Source organism: Variovorax sp. JS1663 (genome assembly GCF_002157355.1).
Taxonomy (GTDB): domain Bacteria; phylum Pseudomonadota; class Gammaproteobacteria; order Burkholderiales; family Burkholderiaceae_C; genus Variovorax.
In genome coordinates, this window is record NZ_LYMK01000013.1 from 71989 (window position 1) to 90934 (window position 18946).

Below are 18946 nucleotides of genomic sequence, written 5' to 3' on the forward strand. Positions count from 1 at the left end.
TTGTTCCTTGGGGTGATGGGGTCGGCGGCGAGGTCGGTTCACTGCGGCGTCAGCTTGATCGCCTGCACCATCTTCCTGAATTTCTGGGTCTCGGTCGCGTAGAACTTTGTCGAATCGGCCAGCGACTGGGGCTTCAGGGCCTGCACGCCGGAGGGCTGCAGGGCGTTCGCCATCTGCGGCGAGCGGATCGCCTCCTGCGAGGCCTCCAGCAGCACCCGCAGGCGGTCCGCGGGAATGCCGTCCCTGGCCATGACGGCCAGCCAGATCGAATGCACCAGCTCGTTCTTCTGCGCGATGCGCGATTCGGCAATGGCCGGCACGCCCGGGAGGTTGGACATGCGCTGCGTGTCGAGCACGTTGAGCGCCTTGATCTTGCGGCTCTCGAGCAGCTGCGTGGAGGCGCCGAGGTTCGGCAGGATGGTGAGGTCGACCCGCTCGCCGACCAGGTCCTGCATCATCGGCGTGGCCCCCTTGTAGGGCACGTGGAGCAGCTTGGCGCCGGTGGTCTGCGCCATGTACTCGGAGACGATGTGGTACATCGATCCGTGGCCGGGGCTGCCGAAGCTCAGGCCCGGATGGCCGGGCTTGCTGCTCTCCGCGATGAGCTGCTCCAGCGAGGTGAACGGGAGCTCGTTGCGCGCCATCACCACCAGCGGATGGTTCGAGATCGGCGCCAGCAGCGCGAGGTCTTCGGGCTTGTACTTCGCGGCGGCATTGGACAGGGGCGTGAGGATGGCCTCGTTGGGCGAGCCCATGATCAGCGTGTAGCCGTCGGCCGGCCGGCTCAGCAGGCGCTGCACCGCCACCGCGCCGCCGGCGCCGGGCAGGTTCTCGACGATGAAGGGCTGGCCGAGGCGCTTCTCCATCGCGATCTGCATGGCGCGCGCCAGCACGTCCGCGGGGCCGCCCGGCGGAAAGGCCACCAGCATGGCGATCGGCTTCGACGGGAAGGTCTCGGCCGCCAGGGCCGCCTGCCCCGTCGCGCCGAGCGCGACGACGCCGGCCGCCGCGAGCATGCGGACAACCCGCGGGTTCAGCGCACGGGCCAGGGCCTTGGCACCACGGGCGAAGGTCGCTTTCATCAGGTGTCGCATCTCGTCTCCTTGTTGAATCTGCGGCGGATTGTTTGGCGTAGCATCCGTTCGAGCAACAGCAATCTTTTGCAGATTTCGTTGCTTCTTGGGCAACGGCCAGGAGAACCATGCGATGCGCGACGTCAACCAGAAAAGGCTTCGGTATTTCCGCGAAGTGCTGGAGCACCGCTCGATCCGCGGCGCGGCGGACGCGCTGAACACGGCGCCGTCCGTCATCACGCGGCAGGTGGCGCTGCTGGAGCAGGAGCTGGGGCTGATGCTGTTCGAGCGGCAGGCACGCGGCGTGGTGCCGACCGACGCGGCCGCGCATCTGCTCGCGTACTGGCGCGGCTGCCAGGCACAGCAGGAGCAGCTCGCCGAGCGCCTGCGCGCCATCGAATCGATGGAGGCGGGCACGGTGAGACTGGTCGCCAGCGAGGGCTACATCGATGGGCTGATGGACGAGGTGGTCGCCACCTTCTGCGCCGCACACCCGAAGCTCTCGGTCATCGTCGAGGCCTTGCCCGCGGACGAGCTCATCGGCGAGGTCGTGAACGACCGCGCGCACATCGGCGTGGCCTACAACCCGCAGCCCGACCGGCAGCTCGAATTCGTCGCCAGCGCGGCGGCGCCGGCCAAGGTGCTGGTGCGGGCAGGGCACCCACTGACGGCGGTGAACGGCCCGCTGCAGATCCGGCAGCTCCTGGACTTCCCCTTGGCCCTGATGCCGCCGGCCTACGGGGTCGGCAAACTCGTGGAGCTGCTGGAGTATGCGGAGCATGTGAAGCTGCATCCCAGCCTGCGCAGCAACTCGGTCGCGGCGCTCAAGCGATTCGTCGGCGCGACCGACGGCGTGACCTTCGTCGGCGCGGGGCTGGCGGCGGCAGCGGAAGTGGAGGCAGGCCGGTTGGTGACGCTCGACCTGTCGCACCCGCTGTGCCGCAAGGCCAAGGTGGGGCTGGTGGTTCGCCATGGCCGCCCCCTTTCGGTTGCGGCCACCCGACTGCTGGACGAGATACGGGGGAACTTCTCGGTGTTCAGCGCCCGCCCGGCGGCGCAACGGCCGCGCCGCGGCACATCGGTGTCGCCGCGCTGAATCTTCGCGGTGCGTGCTTTGGCTTTGGCTTTGGCTTTGGCTTTGGCTTGACCGTATTTTTCGATCAAGTTTCCACGAATAAGTCGTTGGATCGGTCAGCGACATCTTCATAGCATCGGTGGCATGACCCATCCCAAGGCTTCTTCGCTGCGATCGAACGCAACGCACCCGGCGCTGAACCGCGCCCTCCTCCTGGTCCCAGGCTCGGCGGTGGCGGCCGTGGTCGCCGCCGCGGCAGCGCTGGCGGCTTCGCACCACGGCGGGCCCGTGTTCCTCTATGCGCTGCTGATCGGTGTCGCGCTGCACCACCTGAGCCAGGAGCCGCGCAGCCTCCCCGGCATCGAGTTCTGCGCGCGGACCTGCCTGCGCCTGGGGGTCGGACTGCTGGGTGCGCGGATCACGGCGCAGCAGATCATGCAGCTCGGATGGAGCACGGCCTTGATCGTCGTCGCAGGCGTGGTCACCACGATCGCGGTGGGTCTCGCGCTCGGCCGCCGCCTGGGCTTCTCGTCCGCGCAGGGCGTGCTGGCCGGTGGCGCCGTGGCGATCTGCGGCGCATCGGCCGCACTGGCCATCTCCGCGGTGCTGCCGCGCGAGAAGAACGCGGAGCGCCACACGCTGATGGTGGTGGTGGCGGTGACGCTGCTGTCGACCGTGGCGATGGTGCTCTATCCGCTTCTGGCGCGCTCGCTGGGCTTGCCTGCAGAGGCCGCGGGCATCTTCATCGGTGCCACGATCCATGACGTGGCGCAGGTGATCGGCGCCGGCTACACGCTCGGGCCGGAGGCCGGCGACGTGGCGACCATCGTCAAGCTGTTCCGGGTGGCGCTGCTGACGGTGGTGGTGTTCGCGGTTTCGCTGGCGTACAAGCGTGCGCGCGCATCGGCGCAGCCGGGCGCCGACGGAAGCCTTGCCGGCAAGACGCCACTGGTGCCTTGGTTCCTGCTGCTGTTCGTGGCCATGGTGGCGCTCAATTCGGCGGGACTGGTGCCGGCTGCGGCGGCGCAGGGACTCGCCGAGACCTCGCAGGTGCTGCTGGTGGTAGCCGTCGCGGCGCTCGGCATGAAGACCTCGTTCCGGGAGCTCGCGAAGGCCGGCTGGCGGCCGGTGGCGCTGATCCTGGTCGAGACGCTGTGGCTGGCCGGGCTGGCCCTGGCTTGCCTGATGGGCATGCGCGCCTGAGCAGGCGCTTCCCTGCGGGACCCGCCGCGGAAGCGGGGGCGGCGTGGCCTGGCGGTTGCCACCGGCAAAGGCACGGCGTATCGTGGGCACAGTCGAAGGAGCGCCTCATGCCTTCAACAAGAAGCCCGGTTCGCGACGCGACGCGCGGCACGCGCGTGCTGTTGCAGGGCCCGTCGAGCTACGCCGAAGCCGCGGCGCCGCCATCGCATGCCCAACTGTGCGAGCGCACCGTGCAGGCCATCTGGCACATCCTCGACGAGCACGATCTCCTCGATGAACAGGTACGGAGCGATCTCGCGGCGATGCTCGAGCCGCTGGCCGCGCCGGCTTTCGGGGACCGCCCGCAGCGCCTGATCAAGATCCTGCGCCAGCCGAACCCGATCGACCCCTCGCACCTGTACTGGCTCACGCGCCGGCTGCTGACCCTGGTGCCCGAACTGCAGGCCGCGGCGCTGTCGAGCAAGGGGCTCATGTAGGCGCGTGCGCCTCAGGCCTTGAATCCCAGCACCTTCATCGCCGTCGCGAGCCCCTGCGCCGCCTTCGCATAGCCCTTCCAGGGCTCGTTGCCCTTGTCCAGCCGCGCATGGATGTTCTGCACCGTCCATTGCGCGCCGCTCGTGAGGTGCTGCACCTCCACCCAGTCGACCGGCACCGACACGCCCATCCCGGCCCGCGCGCGCGCGGACCAGGCGCAGATGGTGGTGGCGCCGAAGCCGTTGCGCAGGTAGTCGATGAAGATCCGGCCCACGCGGTTGCGCGGGCCGCTCTTGGCCACGAACATCTTCGGCAGGGTGCGCGCCAGGTGCTGCACGATGGCCTCGGAGAAATCCTTCACCGGATCCCAGCCGTAGTGCTTGCGCAGCGGCACCACCACGTGCAGGCCCTTGCCGCCGCTGGTCTTGCAGAAGCTCTCCAGCCCCAGCTCGCGCAGGAAGACGCGCACGACCTCGGCGCCCTGCTGCACCGCGGCCCATGGGACGCCCTCGCCCGGGTCGAGGTCGAAGGTCATGCGGTCGGGCTTGGCGGTGGCGGTCTTCACCGCGTTCCAGGTGTGGAACTCGATGACGTTCATCTGCGCGGCGGACACCAGGCCCTCGGGGGTCGCGACCTCGATCATCTGCTCGTGGCCGGGCCAGATGGCGGGGTCGAGCTGGCGGATGCCCTCCATGCCGCCCTTCTCCAGGTGCTTCTGGAAGAAGAGCTCGCCGGTGACGCCATTGGGTGCGCGCACGAAAGAGATGGGGCGCCCCTGGAGGTGCTCCATCATCAGCGGGGCGATCAGCCCGTAGAAACGCACCAGCTCGATCTTGGTGACGCCGCTCTTCGGGTCGATCACGCGCTCGGGGTTGGTGATCTTGAGCTTGGCGGGCAGGGTGTGCGCGACGGGCGGCGCGGCGTCGGCCTCGGGGAGGTGCACGGCCTTCTCGCGCACGATCGCCTTGGGCGGCTTGTCGTTGCGCAGGGCATGGAAGACGCCGTGACGGATGTGTCCGCCGGCGGTCCATTCCGAGTACGCGACCTCGGCAACCAGTTGGGGCTTGACCCAGTGGGCATGCCGCTCGTCCTCGGTCCTGTCCCTGAAGGGGCGCTTGTCGATGCCGATCTTCTCCAGGCGCTTCTGCATGTCGAGCAGCATGCGCTCGTCGAAGCCGGTGCCGACCTTGCCCGCATACACCAGGTCGCCGTTCGCATCGTGCACGCCGAGCAGCAGCGCGCCGATGCCCACGCGCGAGCCCTTGGGGTCGGTGTAGCCGCCGATGACGAACTCCTGCCGCCGGTTGCACTTGAGCTTGATCCAGTCGCGCGAGCGGCGCGAGGCATAGCTGCTTTCCTTGCGCTTGCCGATGATGCCTTCCAGGCCCATGCTGCAGGCCGATGCCAGCATGTCCCGGGGCGACGCGTCGAAGGCCTCGCTGAGGCGGATGCCGGCGGGTGCCTTGACGAGCAGCGCGCGCAGCAGCTCTCGCCGCTCGAGCAGGGGCGCGGCGCGCAGGTCGTGGCCGTCGTAGTACGGCAGGTCGAAGAGGAAGTACTCGATGTCCTGCGTCCGGCTGCTCTCGAAGGCGTTCTGCAGGGCCTGGAAGTCGGTCTTGCCGCCCTCGCCGAGCACGACGACCTCGCCGTCGAGCCAGCCGGGCTTGAGCTTCATGCGCGCCAGCGCCTTGACCAGGTGCGGCATGCGGCTGCTCCAGTCGTGGCCGTTGCGGGTGATGAGGCGCACGCCCTCGGCGTCGATGCGCGCCAGCATACGGTAGCCGTCGAACTTGATCTCGTAGACCCAGTCGCCCGGCTGGGCCGGAGGCGCGTCGACCAGGGTGGCGAGCGGCGGCGCGAGCTTGTGCGGCAGCTCGGCCTCGACGGCGCCCTCGGGCATGCCGCGCGCCGCGCCGCGCGTGGCCTTCCGGGCGGGCGCCGCGGCAGGGCCGGGCGCGGCTTCGGGCCCGGGCATGGGCAGCTCGGCCACGCTGTCGGGAAACTCGTCGACCACGCTGAACTCGGCCGAGGGCCGCTCGTAGGCATCGCGCTCCTTGATGAGCAGCCAGGCGTTGCCCTTGTCGTCCCTGCCCTTGGTGCGCACCAGCACCCACCTGCCGTGCAGCTTGTAGCCGTGCAGCTCGAACTTGAGGTCGCCCTTGCGATAGCCCTCGTGCGGGTCGCCGACCGGCGTCCAGGTGCCCTTGTCCCAGATCTGGACCTTGCCGGCGCCGTACTGCTTCGGCGGGATGGTGCCCTCGAAGCTGTTGTACGAGATGGGATGGTCCTCGACGTGGACGGCCATGCGCCGCACGTGCCGGTCGTAGCTGGGGCCCTTGGGCACGGCCCAGCTCTTCATGGTGCCGTCGAGCTCCAGCCGCAGGTCGTAGTGCAGGCGGGTGGCCCAGTGCTTCTGCACGACGAACTGGCGCGCCTGCTCGTTCTGCCGGCCGCCCTCGGCGGGCTCGGGCGTGACCGCGAAGTTGCGCTTGGCCTTGTACTTCGAAAGCGGGTCGGCGGCGCGGGCCATGGCGCCTCAGTTGCGCGGCTGCAGCCGCCGGTACGCGCTGAAGTGGCGGATGGCCAACTGCTTCTGGCCGGACTGGGCGTAGAGCAGCGCGGCGTTCTGGTGCGCATCGGCGAAGTCGGGCTGCAGGCGCAGGCACTGCTCGTAGGCCGCGAGGGCGGCGGCGACGCGGCCCATGTCCTCCAGGGCCACGGCGCGGTTGTAGTGCATGAGGGGGTCGTCGGGGCAATGCTCGATGCCCTCGTCGTACAGCGCCACGGCCTCCCCGCTGCGGCCCGCCTCGCACAGCATGAAGCCGAGGTTCAGGTAGGCATGGGCGTGGGCCGGGTCCTGCACGAGGATGCGGCGGTAGGCCTGCTCGGCGGCAATGGGGTCCGAGGACTCCAGGTCTTCGGCGGCCTCGAACAGTTCGTCGATGTCGTCGGCCGGCGATGCGGCCGTCTCCACCGGGCGTTGGGCGATGAAGCTCACGGAGCCGGTGGCCGGGGCCACGCTGAAGTCCATCACCAGCTGGCCCGTGTCGGGCTCCCACTGGGCATGCTCCTCGCGCACGATGATGCGGTCGCCCACCGCGGTGATGCGCAGGCCGTTGACGGGCGCCTCGGGCGGCAGCGTGTCGCGCAGGCGGCGCAGGGTGCGCAGGATCTGGCGGGTCGGGATGCGCGCCACGCGCAGGTCGTGCGCGGAGCGCAGCAGCACCACGTCGCGAAAGGAAAAGCGCCAGGCGCGGCCGGGGCCGCGGAAGGGGTCGACGAAGCCGAGTTCGATCAGCTTGGAGACGGCATGGCGCGTCAGGCCCAGCATCTGCCGGACGCCGCGCAGGGTGTAGGGGTGCGTGTGCTCGAGCGGGGCGTCGTCGTTGTTCGTCACTTCTTCATGCGCGCGCGTACCGGAGCGGCGGGCTCGGCCTCCTTGGCGGCCCGCGGCGCACGCTTCGCGCCCTTGCTTTCGACGGCGGTGGCGGGCTGCCTGGCGCCTGGCTTCGCCGCGGGCTTGGCCGCGCGGCCGAGGCTGGCGCGCAGCATCTCGGTGAGGTCGATGACCTGGGCGCCCGGGGCGTCTTCCGGGTGCTCGACGGCAACCACCTCCTCGCCCGCGATCTTGGCATCGATGGCGGCGAGGATGCGCTTCTTCTCCTCGTCCTCGAACAGGGTGGGGTCGTACTCGTCGGCCGAGATCTGGTCGATGAGCTGCAGTGCCAGCTTGAGCTCGGCGGCCGAAGGCGGCGGGAGCTGCTCGATGTCCAGGTCCTTCTGCGAGCGCACCTCGTCGGCGAAGAGCAGCTGCTGCAGCACCAGGCCGTCGTCGTTGGCGCGCACCTGCACCACGTACTGCTTGGACTTCCAGGCCCAGCGGGCCAGCGCACAGCGGCCGCTTTCCTGCATGGCGGCCTTGAGCAGGTTGTAGGGCTTGCCGCCGCGCTTGTCGGGGGCGAGGAAGTAGGTCTTGTCGAAGTAGATCGGGTCCACCGCCTTCTCGGGAATGAAGGAGACGATGTCGATCAGGTGGCTGCCGCCCTCCTCCAGCGCCTTGAGCTCCTCGGGCGCGAAGATGACGTAGCGGTCCTTCTCGAACTCGTAGCCCTTGACCATCTCGGTGCGCGGCACGACGCTCTGGTCCTTCTCCGAGATGTATTGCTGCTTCACGCGCGAGCCGTCCTTCGACAGCAGGTTGAAGCGCACGGCCGACGCACTCTCCGTGGCGGAGTAGAGCTTCACGGGGATCGACACCAGGCCGAAGCCGAGCGACAGCGAGGCGATGGAACGGGCAGCCATGGAGGGTCCTCTGGCGAACGCGGGAGGACCAGCATGCCAGTTTTTCAGGAATGTGAGAATAGGACACAATCTTTGGCGCAACACATCGCGCCTTTCCCGCGCCGCGCCACTTCGCGCACACTGCGTGCATTCATCGCAGCCCCGGCGCCCCATGTCCCTCCCCCGCTCCGACCTCGCCAAGACAACTTTCGGCGTACTGACCCTGGTCCTGCTGTTCGGCACCTCGCTGTGGATCCTGCGCCCCTTCCTGGGCGCGACGATCTGGGCCGCGATGGTGGTGGTGGCGACCTGGCCGGCCTTTCTCTGGATCCAGGCCCGGCTGTGGCGGCGCCGCTGGCTGGCGGTGCTGGCGATGGTGCTGATCCTGCTGCTGCTGTTCGTGCTGCCGCTGACGCTGGCCATCTCCACCATCGCGGCCAACGCGGAAGACGTGGTGGCCTGGGTCCGCTCACTGATCAGCCAGGGCCCGCCGAAGCTGCCCGACTGGGTGGCGCGCGTGCCCTTCGCGGGGCCGCGCATCGTCACGGCCTGGAACGATCTGATGGCCTCGGGCGTGGCGGGGCTGGAGGAAAAGCTCACGCCCTATGCGCGCCAGGTCACGAGCTGGCTGTTCGCGCAGGCTGGCGTGCTGGGGGCGCTGACATTGCAGTTCCTGCTGACGGTCGTGATCGCGGCAATGATGTACGCGGGCGGCGAATCGGCCGCGGCAGTGGTGCAGCGCTTCGGCTTCAAGCTGGGGGGGCAGCGCGGGGAAGACGCGGTGGTGCTGGCCGGCAAGGCGATCCGCGGCGTGGCGCTGGGGGTGGGCGTGACAGCCTTCGTGCAGGCGGTGACGGGCGGCATCGGCCTGGCGATCGCGGGCGTGCCCTTTGCAGCACTGCTCACGGCCGTGATGTTCATGCTGTGCATCGTGCAGGTGGGGCCGACGCTGGTGCTGGCGCCGGCGACGATCTGGGTGTTCTGGAGCGGCTCGACCGGCTGGGGCGTCTTCCTGCTGGTGTGGACCATCATCGTGGGCACGATGGACAACTTCCTGCGCCCTATCCTGATCCGCCGCGGCGCCGACCTGCCGCTGGTGCTGATCTTCGCGGGCGTGATCGGCGGGCTGCTGGGCTTCGGGCTGGTGGGGATCTTCGTGGGGCCGGTGATGCTGGCGGTGTCTTACACGCTGGTCGATGCGTGGCTGCGCGATGCGGAGCCGCTGGCGGCGCCGGAGGCCGCCGAGCAGTAAGGCGCCGCGGGCTCGCCGGCCCTTGCGGGGAGCGGTGCAGCCGGGCGCGGCGCGCCCTAGGCGCCCCGCCGTGCGGAGCGGCCCACGTAGCTCATGCGTGCCTCGTGCGCAAGGCCGTGGCGCACGAGTTCGCGGGCCTCGTCATCGGCAAACTCGAGCAGCGCATCGGGAATCTCATCCTCTTCGAGTGCGAAGAGGATCTCGATCGCCTCCTGCTGGGCCTCGGAGAAGGTGCCGGCCTGTGCGAGGTGGTTGAACTTCGCGGCGGTTTCCTTCGGTGCGAGTTCGCGGCATTCGAGCAGGTCGAGCACGCACTCGATCTGCGAGGGCGTGAGGGGCGCGGGTGCTTTGTACGACTTCATGACATCGATCCTTTCTCAGTCGGGCTCAGGAGGCTTCCTGCATGGAATCAGTCTCCCGAGGGAAACTTAAGCGTCGCTGAAATCCGGATCGGCGCGTCGGTCCCGACCGTCAAAACGGACGAAGGCGTGAGGAAAGTCTCGCCGCCCTGTTGCGGCGTATCCTCGCGGCGTGCCGCCGGCACCACCTCCATGAGCGAACGCCTCTTCCTACGCCTCGACGACGACCCGGTGCACGGGCCGGAGGCGGATACGCCCGCAGGCACGCTGCAGGCGTTTGCAGTGGACGATGCGCTCCGCGGCCACGTGGCGCACATGCTGCTCTACCGCGAGAGCTTTCCGGACGGCGATGAAATGGTGGAACGCGTGCTGCCCGACGGCGCGGTCCGCCTGGTGTTCAGCTTCGGCGATGCCCCCGCACCGGGCCATGCCGCCATGGCGATCGGGGCCTCGGCCACGCCCGCCCTCGTGCGGCTGCGCGGCCGCATGGAAGGGGTGTCGGTGGCCTTGCGGCCCGGCACGGCCGCACGCCTGCTGGGGTTGCCGGCGGGGGAACTGCGCGGCCTGTCGGTGCCGCTGGACGCGCTGTGGGGCGGCACGGCCGGGGCCTTGCTCGAACGCATGGGGAAGGCGGGCGGCGATGCCGCACGCATCGCGCTGTTGCACGATGCACTTCGGCAGCGCCTGCTGGAAAGCGAGCGCGAGGCCGCGCTGCAGCAGGCGGCGGCACGCGCCGTGCAGTTGATCGTCGCGTCGGCCGGGCGGCGCCCGCTGCGCGAGGTGGCCGAGGCCGTCGGCGTCGGAGAGCGGCGCCTGCAGCAGCTTTTCCACGCGCAGGTCGGCTTGTCGCCGCGTGCGCTGGGCCGGCTCGCGCGGCTGCATGGCTGCCTGCGCGCGCTGCGCCGGCACCAGACGCCAGACTGGGCCGAGGTGGCACTGGACAGCGGCTACTACGACCAGTCGCACCTGGCCAACGAGTTCCGGGCTCTCTGTGGCCTGACACCGACCGAGTTTCTGCGCCGGGTCGTTTCGGGTTCTTCCAAGACGACGGTCTGACGCCGCCTTATTGTTCGCTGCATTCGACGACTGGAAGGGGCAACGAATGGAACAACCGCTGAAGGATCGCGTGGCCGTGGTGACGGGCGCCAGCCGGGGCGCGGGGCGCGGCATCGCGGCGGAGCTGGGCTCCGCGGGCGCTACCGTCTACGTCACCGGGCGCAGCACGCGCGAACAGCCGGCACAGGGCTACGGCCAGCTGATGGCGCTGTCGGGCCTCGCGGCCCTGCCCGGCAGCATCGACGAGACGGCCGAGGAGGTGACGCGGATGGGCGGGCGCGGCATCGCCGTGCGCTGCGACCACGCGCGCGAGGACGATGTGGCGGCACTGTTCGCCCGCGTGGAGAAGGAGGCGGGCCGGCTCGACCTCCTGGTGAACAACGCCTGGGGCGGGCACGAGACCTTCAACGGCGTGTTCGAGGCGCCCTTCTGGGAGCATCCGCTGTCGAACTGGGACTCGATGTTCGACCGCGGCGTGCGCAACCACCTGCTGGCCAGCCGCTTCGCGGCGCCGATCATGGTGCGGCAGCGGCGCGGCCTGATCGCGACCACCACCTTCTGGGACCGCGGCCACTACCTGCGCGGCAACCTGTTCTACGACCTGGCCAAGGCCTCGATGACCCGGCTGGCCTTCGGCATGGCGCAGGAGCTGCGGCCCCACGGCGTGGCCTCGCTGGCGGTGTCGCCGGGCTGGATGCGCACGGAGTTCGTGCTGATCGGCCACAAGACCGACGAGGCGCACTGGCAGGAGCGTCCCGCCCTGGCGCGCACTGAATCGCCGCGCTACCTGGGACGGGCCATCGCCGCGCTCGCGGGCGATCCCGATGTGCTGAAGAAGAGCGGCGCAGCGCACCGGGTGGCGGACCTGGCGCGCGAGTACGGCTTCACCGACATCGACGGGCGGCAGGTGCCGGCCTTCGAGCTCGACGAGCCCTGAACTCAGCTCGCGCTGCGGCGGTAGAAGGCCAGCGAGCCCACCAGCACGAAATCGGAGGCGACCGCGCCCAGCATCCCAGGCACCGCACTCCGCACGCCGAAGCGCGAGCCGTTGGCCAGCGCAAGCAGGACTGTCGGACCGGGCGTGGCGATGACGACCAGGGCCACGGTGGCGAAAAGGAAAAGGGTGGCAACGGTCACGGCAAGCTCCTCGAAGTCGCGCGGCTGGACGGGCAAGGCCGCAGCTTAAACGGTTCCCCGCCTTGCGCCGGACCGTTCAATCCCGTACCCTGACCCGCGAGAGAGCGCAGCGCCCGTTCCACCGGGCCGCCCGAAAAGCGTCTCGCAAGGCGCGAAGGAGATGTCCATGCCAAGCCGAACGAACGGCCTCGTGGCCGAAATGGAAGCGGTACGCACCCTGGCGCTGGTGGGCGCGTCCGCCTCGGGCAAGACCACCTTGGCGGAGGCGCTGCTGGTCAAGGCCGGAGCGATCGGCGCGCCGGGCAGCGTGGAGCGGGGCAGCACGGTCAGCGACTTCGACCCGCTCGAGAAGCGAATACAGCACTCGCTCAATTCCTCCGTGATGCACCTGGCGCATGCCGGCGCCCGCATCCACTTCCTCGACACGCCCGGCGGGGCCGACTTCCTGGGCCAGAGCCTGCCGGCGCTGGAGGCGGTGGAGACGGCGGCGGTGGTGATCAACGCGGCCACCGGCATCGAGCCGATGGCGGTGCGCATGATGGAGCACGCCGCCCAGCGCAAGCTGGCGCGGATGGTGATCGTCAACAAGATCGACTCGCAGGGCGTGGACATGGCAGGGCTGCTCACGCAGATCCAGGCCGCGTTCGGCCGCGAGTGCCTGCCGGTCAACCTGCCCGACGACGGCGGCACGAAGGTGCTGGACTGCTTCTACAACCGCGAGGGCGGCTGCAGCATGGGCGACGTGGAAGCCGCGCACCGCAAGCTGGTGGAGCAGGTGGTGGAGGTGGATGCGGCATTCGTCGACCGCTACCTCGAGGAAGGCGACGTGGACGCGAGCGAACTGCACGCGCCCCTGGAGCAGGCGCTGCGCGAGGGCCACCTGATCCCGGTGTGCTTCGTCTCGGCGCGCAACGGCGCGGGCCTCGGCGAACTGCTGGACGTGATCGTCAAGCTGCTGCCGGACCCGACCGAGGCCAACCCGCCGGCCTTTCTGCTCGGCGAGGGCGACGAGGCGCAGCCGATGGAGGCAAAGCCCGATCCCTCGCTGCACGTGCTGGCGCACGTGTTCAAGGTCACGGTCGACCCCTACGTGGGCAAGATGGGCATCTTCCGCGTGCACCAGGGCACGATCACGCGCGACAGCCAGCTCTTCGTGGGCGACGGCCGCAAGCCCTTCAAGGTGAACCATTTGTTCATGCTGCAGGGCAAGGAGTACGTGGAGGTGCAGCGGGTGCTGCCCGGCGACATCGCGGCGGTGGCGAAGGTGGAGGAGATGCACTTCGACGCGGTGCTGCACGACGCGGCCGAGGACGACCACGTGCACCTGGCGGCGCTGGACTTCCCGATCCCGGTGCATGGCGTGGCGATCGAGCCGCAGCGGCACGGCGACGAGCAGCGGCTGTGGGAGATCCTGGGCAAGCTGGTGGACGAAGACCCGTGCCTGCGTGTCGAGCACGTCGCGGTGACCAACGAGACCATCGTCTACGGCCTGGGCGAGCTGCACCTGCGCGTGCTGCTGGATCGGCTGCGCGAGATGTTCCGCTTCGAGGTCAACACCCGCCCGCCGCGCATCGCCTACCGCGAGACGGTGACGGCACCAGCCGAGGGACATCACCGCCACAAGAAGCAGACCGGCGGCGCCGGCCAGTTCGGCGAGGTGTTCCTGCGCGTGGAGCCGCTGGCGCGGGGCACGGGCTTCGAGTTCAAGGACGAGGTCAAGGGCGGCGCGATCCCCTACCAGTTCATCCCGGCGGTCGAGAAGGGGGTGCGCGAGGTGCTGGAGCACGGTGCGATCGCGGGCTATCCGGTGGTGGACGTGCGCGTCACGGTCTACGACGGCAAGAGCCACAGCGTGGACAGCAAGGACATCGCCTTCGCCACCGCGGGGCGCAAGGCCTTCATCGCGGCCATCCAGGAGGCGCGGCCGATCGTGCTGGAGCCGGTGGTGAAGATCGACATCGCTGCGCCGGACGGGGCGATCGGCGACATCACCGGCGACCTCTCGTCGCGGCGCGGGCTGGTTACGGGCACCGCCAATGCCGCGGCCGGGACCGTGCTGGTGCGCGGGCAGGTGCCGATGTCGGAGCTTTCGGGCTACCAGTCGCGGCTCAACGCGATGACCAGCGGCCAGGGGCGCTACAGCATCGAGCTGTCGCACTACGAGGCGGTACCGCCCGGCACGCAGCAGCAGCTGATGGCGCAGCACAAGGTGCGCGACACGGAATAGGACAGCGCATTCCACGCCGGATCGTCGACGGCCGCCTACATCGGCGGACGGGCGGCGCGCCTATGAAGGAGCTCTTGAACGAGGAGCCCACGCATGGACATCCGGCCCTGGATTGCCGCACTCAAGGAAGCCGACGCGCGCCGCGCCGATCTGCCGGGCGAGCACCTGATCGTGCTGGCTACCGGCGTGCTGCTGCTGATGGCGACCGGCCGCAGCCGCTCCCTGATCGGCCGCGCGTTGATCGCGGCTGCCGCCGGCGCCTTCATTGGCCGCGCGGCCAGCGGAACGGGTGGCGTGGCGCGCATCGCAGCCATGCTGGAATCCATGCGCGGCGCCCCGCGGCGCCCGCCCCAAGGAGATGCCTCATGACACGCACGTCCCCCACCCTGCCGGCAAGCCTGCTCCGCCTGCAGGGGATCTTCCTGTTGGCAGGTGTTCTCGTCTTCTCGCTGGCCGGCTGCGGCGAGCGCCCGGAGGCCAACAAGGAGCAGGCGCGGCAGAACATCGACAACGCAGTCGACAAGACGCAGGACGCCACGGTCGCCGCCGCGCGCAAGGCCGCCGACCTGGCCGAGAAGGCGCGCGACAACACCGTGTCCTACTTCAAGTCGCCGGAGGTGAAGCAGGATGTCGAAGCCGCCAAGCAGGCGGTGAAGAACGCCGGTGCGACGCTGAGTTCGAAGACCAATGACACCGCGATCACCGCCTCGGTGTCGGCCGCGATCGCACGCGACCCCGAACTGGGCCCGCGCAACATCGACGTCGCGTCCCAGGCCGGAACGGTGCGCCTGAGCGGCTCGGCGCCGAGCGCGGAAGCGAAGTCGCGTGCGGAGCAGATCGCCCGCACCGTCAATGGCGTCGACGCGGTCGACAACCGTATCGCGGTGACCACGACCCAGTGATCGCCGACTTCGGCGGGAGGCTCAGAGCATCAGCGCGATCGCGGCGTCCAGGTGCTCGGAGGGCGCGCGCCGGAAGCCCGAGCGCGCGAAGCGCTGCAGCCGCCCCGCCACGAAGGCGGTGAGGGCGGACGCGCGCACCTGTGCATCGACGGTGGGCGTGGTCGAGCCCTCGGCCGTGGCCGCGCCGCGCAGGGCCTGGCGCAGAGTGGCTTCGATCTTGTCGAAAAACTGGTTCATGCGGTTCTGCAGGCGCTCGTTCTCGTAGACCAGCGCGTCGCCAACCATCACGCGTGTCATGCCCGGGTTCTTCTCGGCGAACTGCACCAGCATGGCGACGACGCGCGCGGCCTGCTCCTGGCCCGGCTCGGAGCGCTCGGTGATCTGGTTGACCAGGGTGAAGACGCTCTGCTCGATGAAGTCGATCAGGCCCTCGAACATCTGCGCCTTGCTGGCGAAATGGCGATACAGCGCAGCCTCGCTCACGGACAGCCTGGCCGCGAGCGCCGCGGTGGTCACCCGCTCTGCGCCGGGCTGCTCGAGCATCGCGGCCAGGGCCTGGAGAATCTGCACGCGCCGCTCGCCTGGCTTGGGGCGCTTGCGCGCCGGCGTCGCCTCCGGCTCGGAACTCACGGAACTCGTCGAAGTGCTGGGGGCGCCTGTCTCGTCGTTCTGCATGGGCACGTGCAAAATGTAAAAAAATGATTCTCGCACAGCGCAGTGAGCGCGTGCCAACCGGAGATGCACTGTACGTCGCGCAGAATCGACGAGTTTTCAACAGTTCGGCGAAAGAAAGAAGGACGATGAGCCCAACGATTCTGGTGACCGGCGGCGCCGGCTTCATCGGCAGCCACACCTGCGTGGCGCTGGCCGCAGCCGGCTACGCGCCGCTGATCCTGGACAACCTCGGCAACAGCGATGTGCGCGTGCTCGATCGGCTGGCGCAGATCATCGGCCAGGCGCCGCGCTTCATCGAAGGCGACGTGCGCGACCGCGCGCTGCTCGACCGGGTGTTCCGCGAAGAATCCGTCGGTGGCGTGATCCACTTCGCCGGCCTCAAGGCGGTGGGCGACTCGGTCGCCGATCCGATCACCTACTTCCAGAACAATGTGCACGGCAGTTGGGTGCTGGCCGAGGCGATGCAGGCGGCGGGCGTGCGTACGCTGATCTTCTCCTCCTCCGCCACGGTGTACGGCGACCCGGACAGTTCGCCGATTCCCGAGAGCGCGGCGCTGCGGCCCGCGAACCCCTATGGCCGTTCGAAACTCATGGTGGAGGAGGCGCTGCGCGACCTGCATCGCGCGCATCCGGCCTGGCGCATCGCGCTGCTGCGCTATTTCAACCCGGTGGGCGCGCACGAGAGCGGGTTGATCGGCGAGCACCCCCAGGGCAAGCCCAACAACCTGATGCCCTTCGTGAGCCAGGTGGCGGTGGGCCTGCGCGACAAGCTGATGGTGCACGGCGGCGACTACCCGACGCTGGATGGCACCGGTGTGCGCGACTATGTGCACGTGATGGACCTGGCGGAGGGCCACGTCGCCGCGCTGCGCAACGCCGAGAAGCAGCCCGGGCTGGTCACGTTGAACCTGGGCACCGGCCAGGGCGCCTCGGTGCTGGAGGTGGTGAAGTCCTTCGAGCGGGCTTGCGGCAAGAAGATTGCGTACGAGATCGGGCCGCGGCGGCCGGGTGATGTGCCCGCCTACTGGGGCGATCCGGCGCTCGCCGAATCGCTGCTGGGCTGGCGCGCGCACCGCAGCCTGGACCAGATGTGCGCGGACAGCTGGCGGTGGCAGCAGGGCAATCCGCGCGGATACGAAGGCTGACGCCGCGGCTCAGCGGGCGCGGATCATGGTGCCGTAGGCTTGGTCCGTCAGGATCTCCAGCAGCATCGCGTGCGGCACCCGTCCATCGATGATGTGCACCGCATTGACCCCGCTCTTGGCCGCGTCGAGCGCCCCCTCGATCTTCGGCAGCATGCCGCCGGAGATGGTGCCGTCGGCGAACAGCTCGTCGATCTCGCGCGCGCTGAGGTTGGTGAGCAGCTTGCCGTCCTTGTCCAGCACGCCGGGCGTGTTGGTCAGGAGCATCAGCTTCTCGGCCTTGAGCACGGTGGCCAGCTTGCCGGCCACGACGTCGGCGTTGATGTTGTAGCTCTCGTTCTCCTCGCCGAAACCGATCGGGCTGACGACGGGGATGAAGGCGTCGTCCTGCAGCGCCTTCACCACGCCCGGGTCGATGGCCACGATGTCGCCGACCTGGCCGACATCGTGGTGGATCGTCGGGTCGTTGCGGTCGGCCATCTTGAGCTTTTGCGCGCGGATCAGGCCGCCGTCGCGGCCGGTCAGGCCCACCGCCTTGCCGCCGGCCTGGTTGATCAGGCCCACGATGTCCTGCTGCACCTCGCCGGCCAGCACCCACTCGACCACCTCCATGGTCTCGGCGTCGGTTACGCGCATGCCCTGGATGAACTGGCCCTTCTTGCCCAGGCGGTTCAGCGCGGTTTCGATCTGCGGGCCGCCGCCATGCACCACCACCGGGTTCATGCCGACCAGCTTGAGCAGCACCACGTCCTCGGCAAAGTCGGCCTGCAGGGCCGGGTCGGTCATGGCATTGCCGCCGTACTTGATGACGATGGTCTTGCCGTGGAACTTGCGGATGTAGGGCAGCGCCTGGGCCAGGATCTCGGCCTTGTCGCGCGGGGGGATGTTGAGGACGGGATCGGTCATGGTCTGGAGTGGATTTGACGGATGCGGCAGGATTGTGACGGACTCAGGGACGAAGCCAGCGCGGGACCTTGAAGCGCACGATCATGAAATAGGCCGCGACATAGGTCGCCACGAAGAGCGCGCTGAAGGCCATCAGCACTGGCGTGTTGTTCCAGAACAGCACGGCCGGCACAACGGTCAGGGCCGCGAAGATCCAGAGGTAGGGCGAGGTCCGGTTGTTGCGGGCCAGCAGCTGGCGCGCCTCGTCGTCGGCGAAAGCCACGCGCACGATCCGGCGGAAGATCAGCTGGTGGAAGTGCAGCGCGTCCGGGTCGCCCGGCGACTGGCCGCGCACGAAGCGGCGGTAGATCGAGAACACCGTCTCCCACACCGGGTAGATCAGCAGCAGCATAGGGAACCAGGGCGAGACCACGCGGTGCCGCTGCACCAGCGTGACCGCCGCCAGGGCGATCACCATCCCCCAGACGTAGGCGCCGCCGTCGCCGGCGAAGATCTTGCCGCGCGGGTAGTTCCAGATCAGGAAGCCCGCGGTGGCGCCGACCAGGCAGATCACCATGGCGGCCAGCTGGCGGTCGCCGACCTGCAGGGCCACGTGCGAGATCGCCAGGCAGACCAGGATCGCGACGGTGCCGGCGAGCCCGTTGTAGCCGTCGATGATGTTGAAGGCATGCGGCAGGCCGCCGATGGCGACCACCGCGAACAGCATCGCGACCCAGGGCCAGGCCTGCAGCCAGCCGTCGATGACAGGGATGCCGACGCGCGCCACGCCCAGCTTCAGCAGCCAGCACAGCAGCAGCGCCGAGCCGATCGTGATGCCGAGGCGGTAGCGCACGGAGACGCGCTGGGTCAGGTCCTCGACGATGCCGGCGATCACGGCGGGGGCGATGCAGAGCAGGGCGATGCCCGAGAGCTTCAACGGCCAGTTGACGTTGAAGGGATCGGAAGGCAGCCCGGCCACCAGCCAGGCGACGCCGGTGCCCAGCAGCATGCCGGCACCGCCGAGCCGCGGAACGTGGCCCTTGTGGAAGCGCTGCGGCATGTCGGTGCCATAGCGCCGCGCATGGCGGCGCGCCCGGCGCATGAACATCTGCACGGCGATGGCGGAGAGGAGGAAGCTGATGACGATCAGGGTGAGCATGGGCGGGAGGACGGGTACCTGGGAACCCTAGAATCCCCGGGCGAAA

At 69.3% G+C, this 18946-nt stretch carries 18 protein-coding genes and 1 pseudogene; 10 read left to right on the top strand and 9 right to left on the bottom strand.

Features of this window, described 5'->3' with window-relative positions; translation table 11 throughout:
* Window positions 1-38 precede the first annotated feature (38 nt).
* Window positions 39-1082, bottom strand: coding sequence for a tripartite tricarboxylate transporter substrate binding protein (locus A8M77_RS13205; protein WP_158100925.1), 1044 nt, complete (start codon window positions 1080-1082; stop codon window positions 39-41).
* Between the two features lie 124 nt (window positions 1083-1206).
* On the opposite strand from A8M77_RS13205, the gene A8M77_RS13210 reads away from it, so the two are divergent.
* From A8M77_RS13210 to A8M77_RS13220, 3 genes are all read left to right on the top strand, one after another.
* Entirely contained in the window at window positions 1207-2169 is a 963-nt protein-coding gene (locus A8M77_RS13210; RefSeq protein ID WP_086922032.1) for a LysR family transcriptional regulator, read from the top strand.
* A gap of 123 nt (window positions 2170-2292) precedes the next feature.
* Window positions 2293-3351 carry a YeiH family protein gene (locus A8M77_RS13215; protein WP_086921961.1) on the top strand — a complete coding sequence of 353 codons (1059 nt, stop codon included), beginning with the start codon at window positions 2293-2295 and terminating at the stop codon, window positions 3349-3351.
* 107 nt (window positions 3352-3458) lie between these two features.
* Window positions 3459-3827, top strand: a complete 369-nt coding sequence (locus A8M77_RS13220) for a hypothetical protein (protein WP_086921962.1) — start codon at window positions 3459-3461, stop codon at window positions 3825-3827.
* An 11-nt stretch (window positions 3828-3838) separates the two neighbouring features.
* On the opposite strand, the gene ligD is transcribed toward A8M77_RS13220, so the two are convergent.
* Genes ligD through ku form a run of 3 tightly spaced genes read right to left on the bottom strand, consistent with a single transcriptional unit; the run spans window position 3839 to window position 8127 of the window.
* Window positions 3839-6355, bottom strand: coding sequence for a DNA ligase D (gene ligD, locus A8M77_RS13225; RefSeq protein WP_086921963.1), 2517 nt, complete (start codon window positions 6353-6355; stop codon window positions 3839-3841).
* Between the two features lie 6 nt (window positions 6356-6361).
* A complete protein-coding gene (locus A8M77_RS37235) occupies window positions 6362-7222 on the bottom strand; it encodes a tetratricopeptide repeat protein (protein WP_086921964.1) in 861 nt (286 codons plus the stop codon).
* Window positions 7219-8127 (bottom strand): non-homologous end joining protein Ku, encoded by a 909-nt coding sequence (gene ku, locus A8M77_RS13235; protein WP_086921965.1) that lies wholly within the window; start codon window positions 8125-8127, stop codon window positions 7219-7221. Before ku ends, A8M77_RS37235 begins: the two co-directional genes overlap by 4 nt.
* Window positions 8128-8278: 151 nt before the next feature.
* Here ku and ydiK point away from each other — a divergent pair, with 151 nt between their 5' ends.
* A complete protein-coding gene (gene ydiK, locus A8M77_RS13240; RefSeq protein WP_086921966.1) occupies window positions 8279-9358 on the top strand; it encodes an AI-2E family transporter YdiK in 1080 nt (359 codons plus the stop codon).
* A 56-nt stretch (window positions 9359-9414) separates the two neighbouring features.
* On the opposite strand, the gene A8M77_RS13245 is transcribed toward ydiK, so the two are convergent.
* Entirely contained in the window at window positions 9415-9720 is a 306-nt protein-coding gene (locus A8M77_RS13245; RefSeq protein ID WP_086921967.1) for a hypothetical protein, read from the bottom strand.
* Window positions 9721-9909: 189 nt separating this feature from the next.
* Here A8M77_RS13245 and A8M77_RS13250 point away from each other — a divergent pair, with 189 nt between their 5' ends.
* Window positions 9910-10773 carry an AraC family transcriptional regulator gene (locus A8M77_RS13250; protein ID WP_086921968.1) on the top strand — a complete coding sequence of 288 codons (864 nt, stop codon included), beginning with the start codon at window positions 9910-9912 and terminating at the stop codon, window positions 10771-10773.
* Between the two features lie 46 nt (window positions 10774-10819).
* The gene (locus tag A8M77_RS13255; protein ID WP_086921969.1) at window positions 10820-11710 is read left to right on the top strand and encodes an SDR family NAD(P)-dependent oxidoreductase; all 891 of its coding nucleotides are present in this window, start codon (window positions 10820-10822) and stop codon (window positions 11708-11710) included.
* A 26-nt stretch (window positions 11711-11736) separates the two neighbouring features.
* On the opposite strand, the pseudogene A8M77_RS13260 reads toward A8M77_RS13255, so the two are convergent.
* Window positions 11737-11910, bottom strand: a pseudogene (locus A8M77_RS13260) (LysE family translocator); the annotation flags it as partial.
* A 166-nt stretch (window positions 11911-12076) separates the two neighbouring features.
* Here A8M77_RS13260 and fusA point away from each other — a divergent pair.
* From fusA to A8M77_RS13275, 3 genes are all read left to right on the top strand, one after another.
* Window positions 12077-14137: an elongation factor G gene (fusA, locus tag A8M77_RS13265; RefSeq protein ID WP_086921970.1), complete on the top strand. Its 2061-nt coding sequence runs from the start codon at window positions 12077-12079 to the stop codon at window positions 14135-14137.
* Window positions 14138-14230: 93 nt separating this feature from the next.
* The gene (locus tag A8M77_RS13270; protein WP_086921971.1) at window positions 14231-14506 is read left to right on the top strand and encodes a hypothetical protein; all 276 of its coding nucleotides are present in this window, start codon (window positions 14231-14233) and stop codon (window positions 14504-14506) included.
* A complete protein-coding gene (locus A8M77_RS13275; RefSeq protein ID WP_086921972.1) occupies window positions 14503-15039 on the top strand; it encodes a BON domain-containing protein in 537 nt (178 codons plus the stop codon). The genes A8M77_RS13270 and A8M77_RS13275 overlap by 4 nt, the downstream gene beginning before the upstream one ends.
* Before the next feature lie 21 nt (window positions 15040-15060).
* Here the strand turns inward: A8M77_RS13275 and slmA are convergent, their stop codons facing one another.
* Window positions 15061-15714, bottom strand: a complete 654-nt coding sequence (gene slmA / locus A8M77_RS13280; protein WP_086921973.1) for a nucleoid occlusion factor SlmA — start codon at window positions 15712-15714, stop codon at window positions 15061-15063.
* Between the two features lie 125 nt (window positions 15715-15839).
* Here slmA and galE point away from each other — a divergent pair, with 125 nt between their 5' ends.
* Window positions 15840-16859 carry a UDP-glucose 4-epimerase GalE gene (galE, locus tag A8M77_RS13285; protein WP_086921974.1) on the top strand — a complete coding sequence of 340 codons (1020 nt, stop codon included), beginning with the start codon at window positions 15840-15842 and terminating at the stop codon, window positions 16857-16859.
* 9 nt (window positions 16860-16868) lie between these two features.
* Here the strand turns inward: galE and argB are convergent, their stop codons facing one another.
* Window positions 16869-17762 carry an acetylglutamate kinase gene (argB, locus tag A8M77_RS13290; RefSeq protein WP_086921975.1) on the bottom strand — a complete coding sequence of 298 codons (894 nt, stop codon included), beginning with the start codon at window positions 17760-17762 and terminating at the stop codon, window positions 16869-16871.
* Window positions 17763-17805: 43 nt separating this feature from the next.
* A complete protein-coding gene (locus tag A8M77_RS13295; protein ID WP_086921976.1) occupies window positions 17806-18900 on the bottom strand; it encodes a glycosyltransferase family 4 protein in 1095 nt (364 codons plus the stop codon).
* Between the last annotated feature and the right edge of the window lie 46 nt (window positions 18901-18946).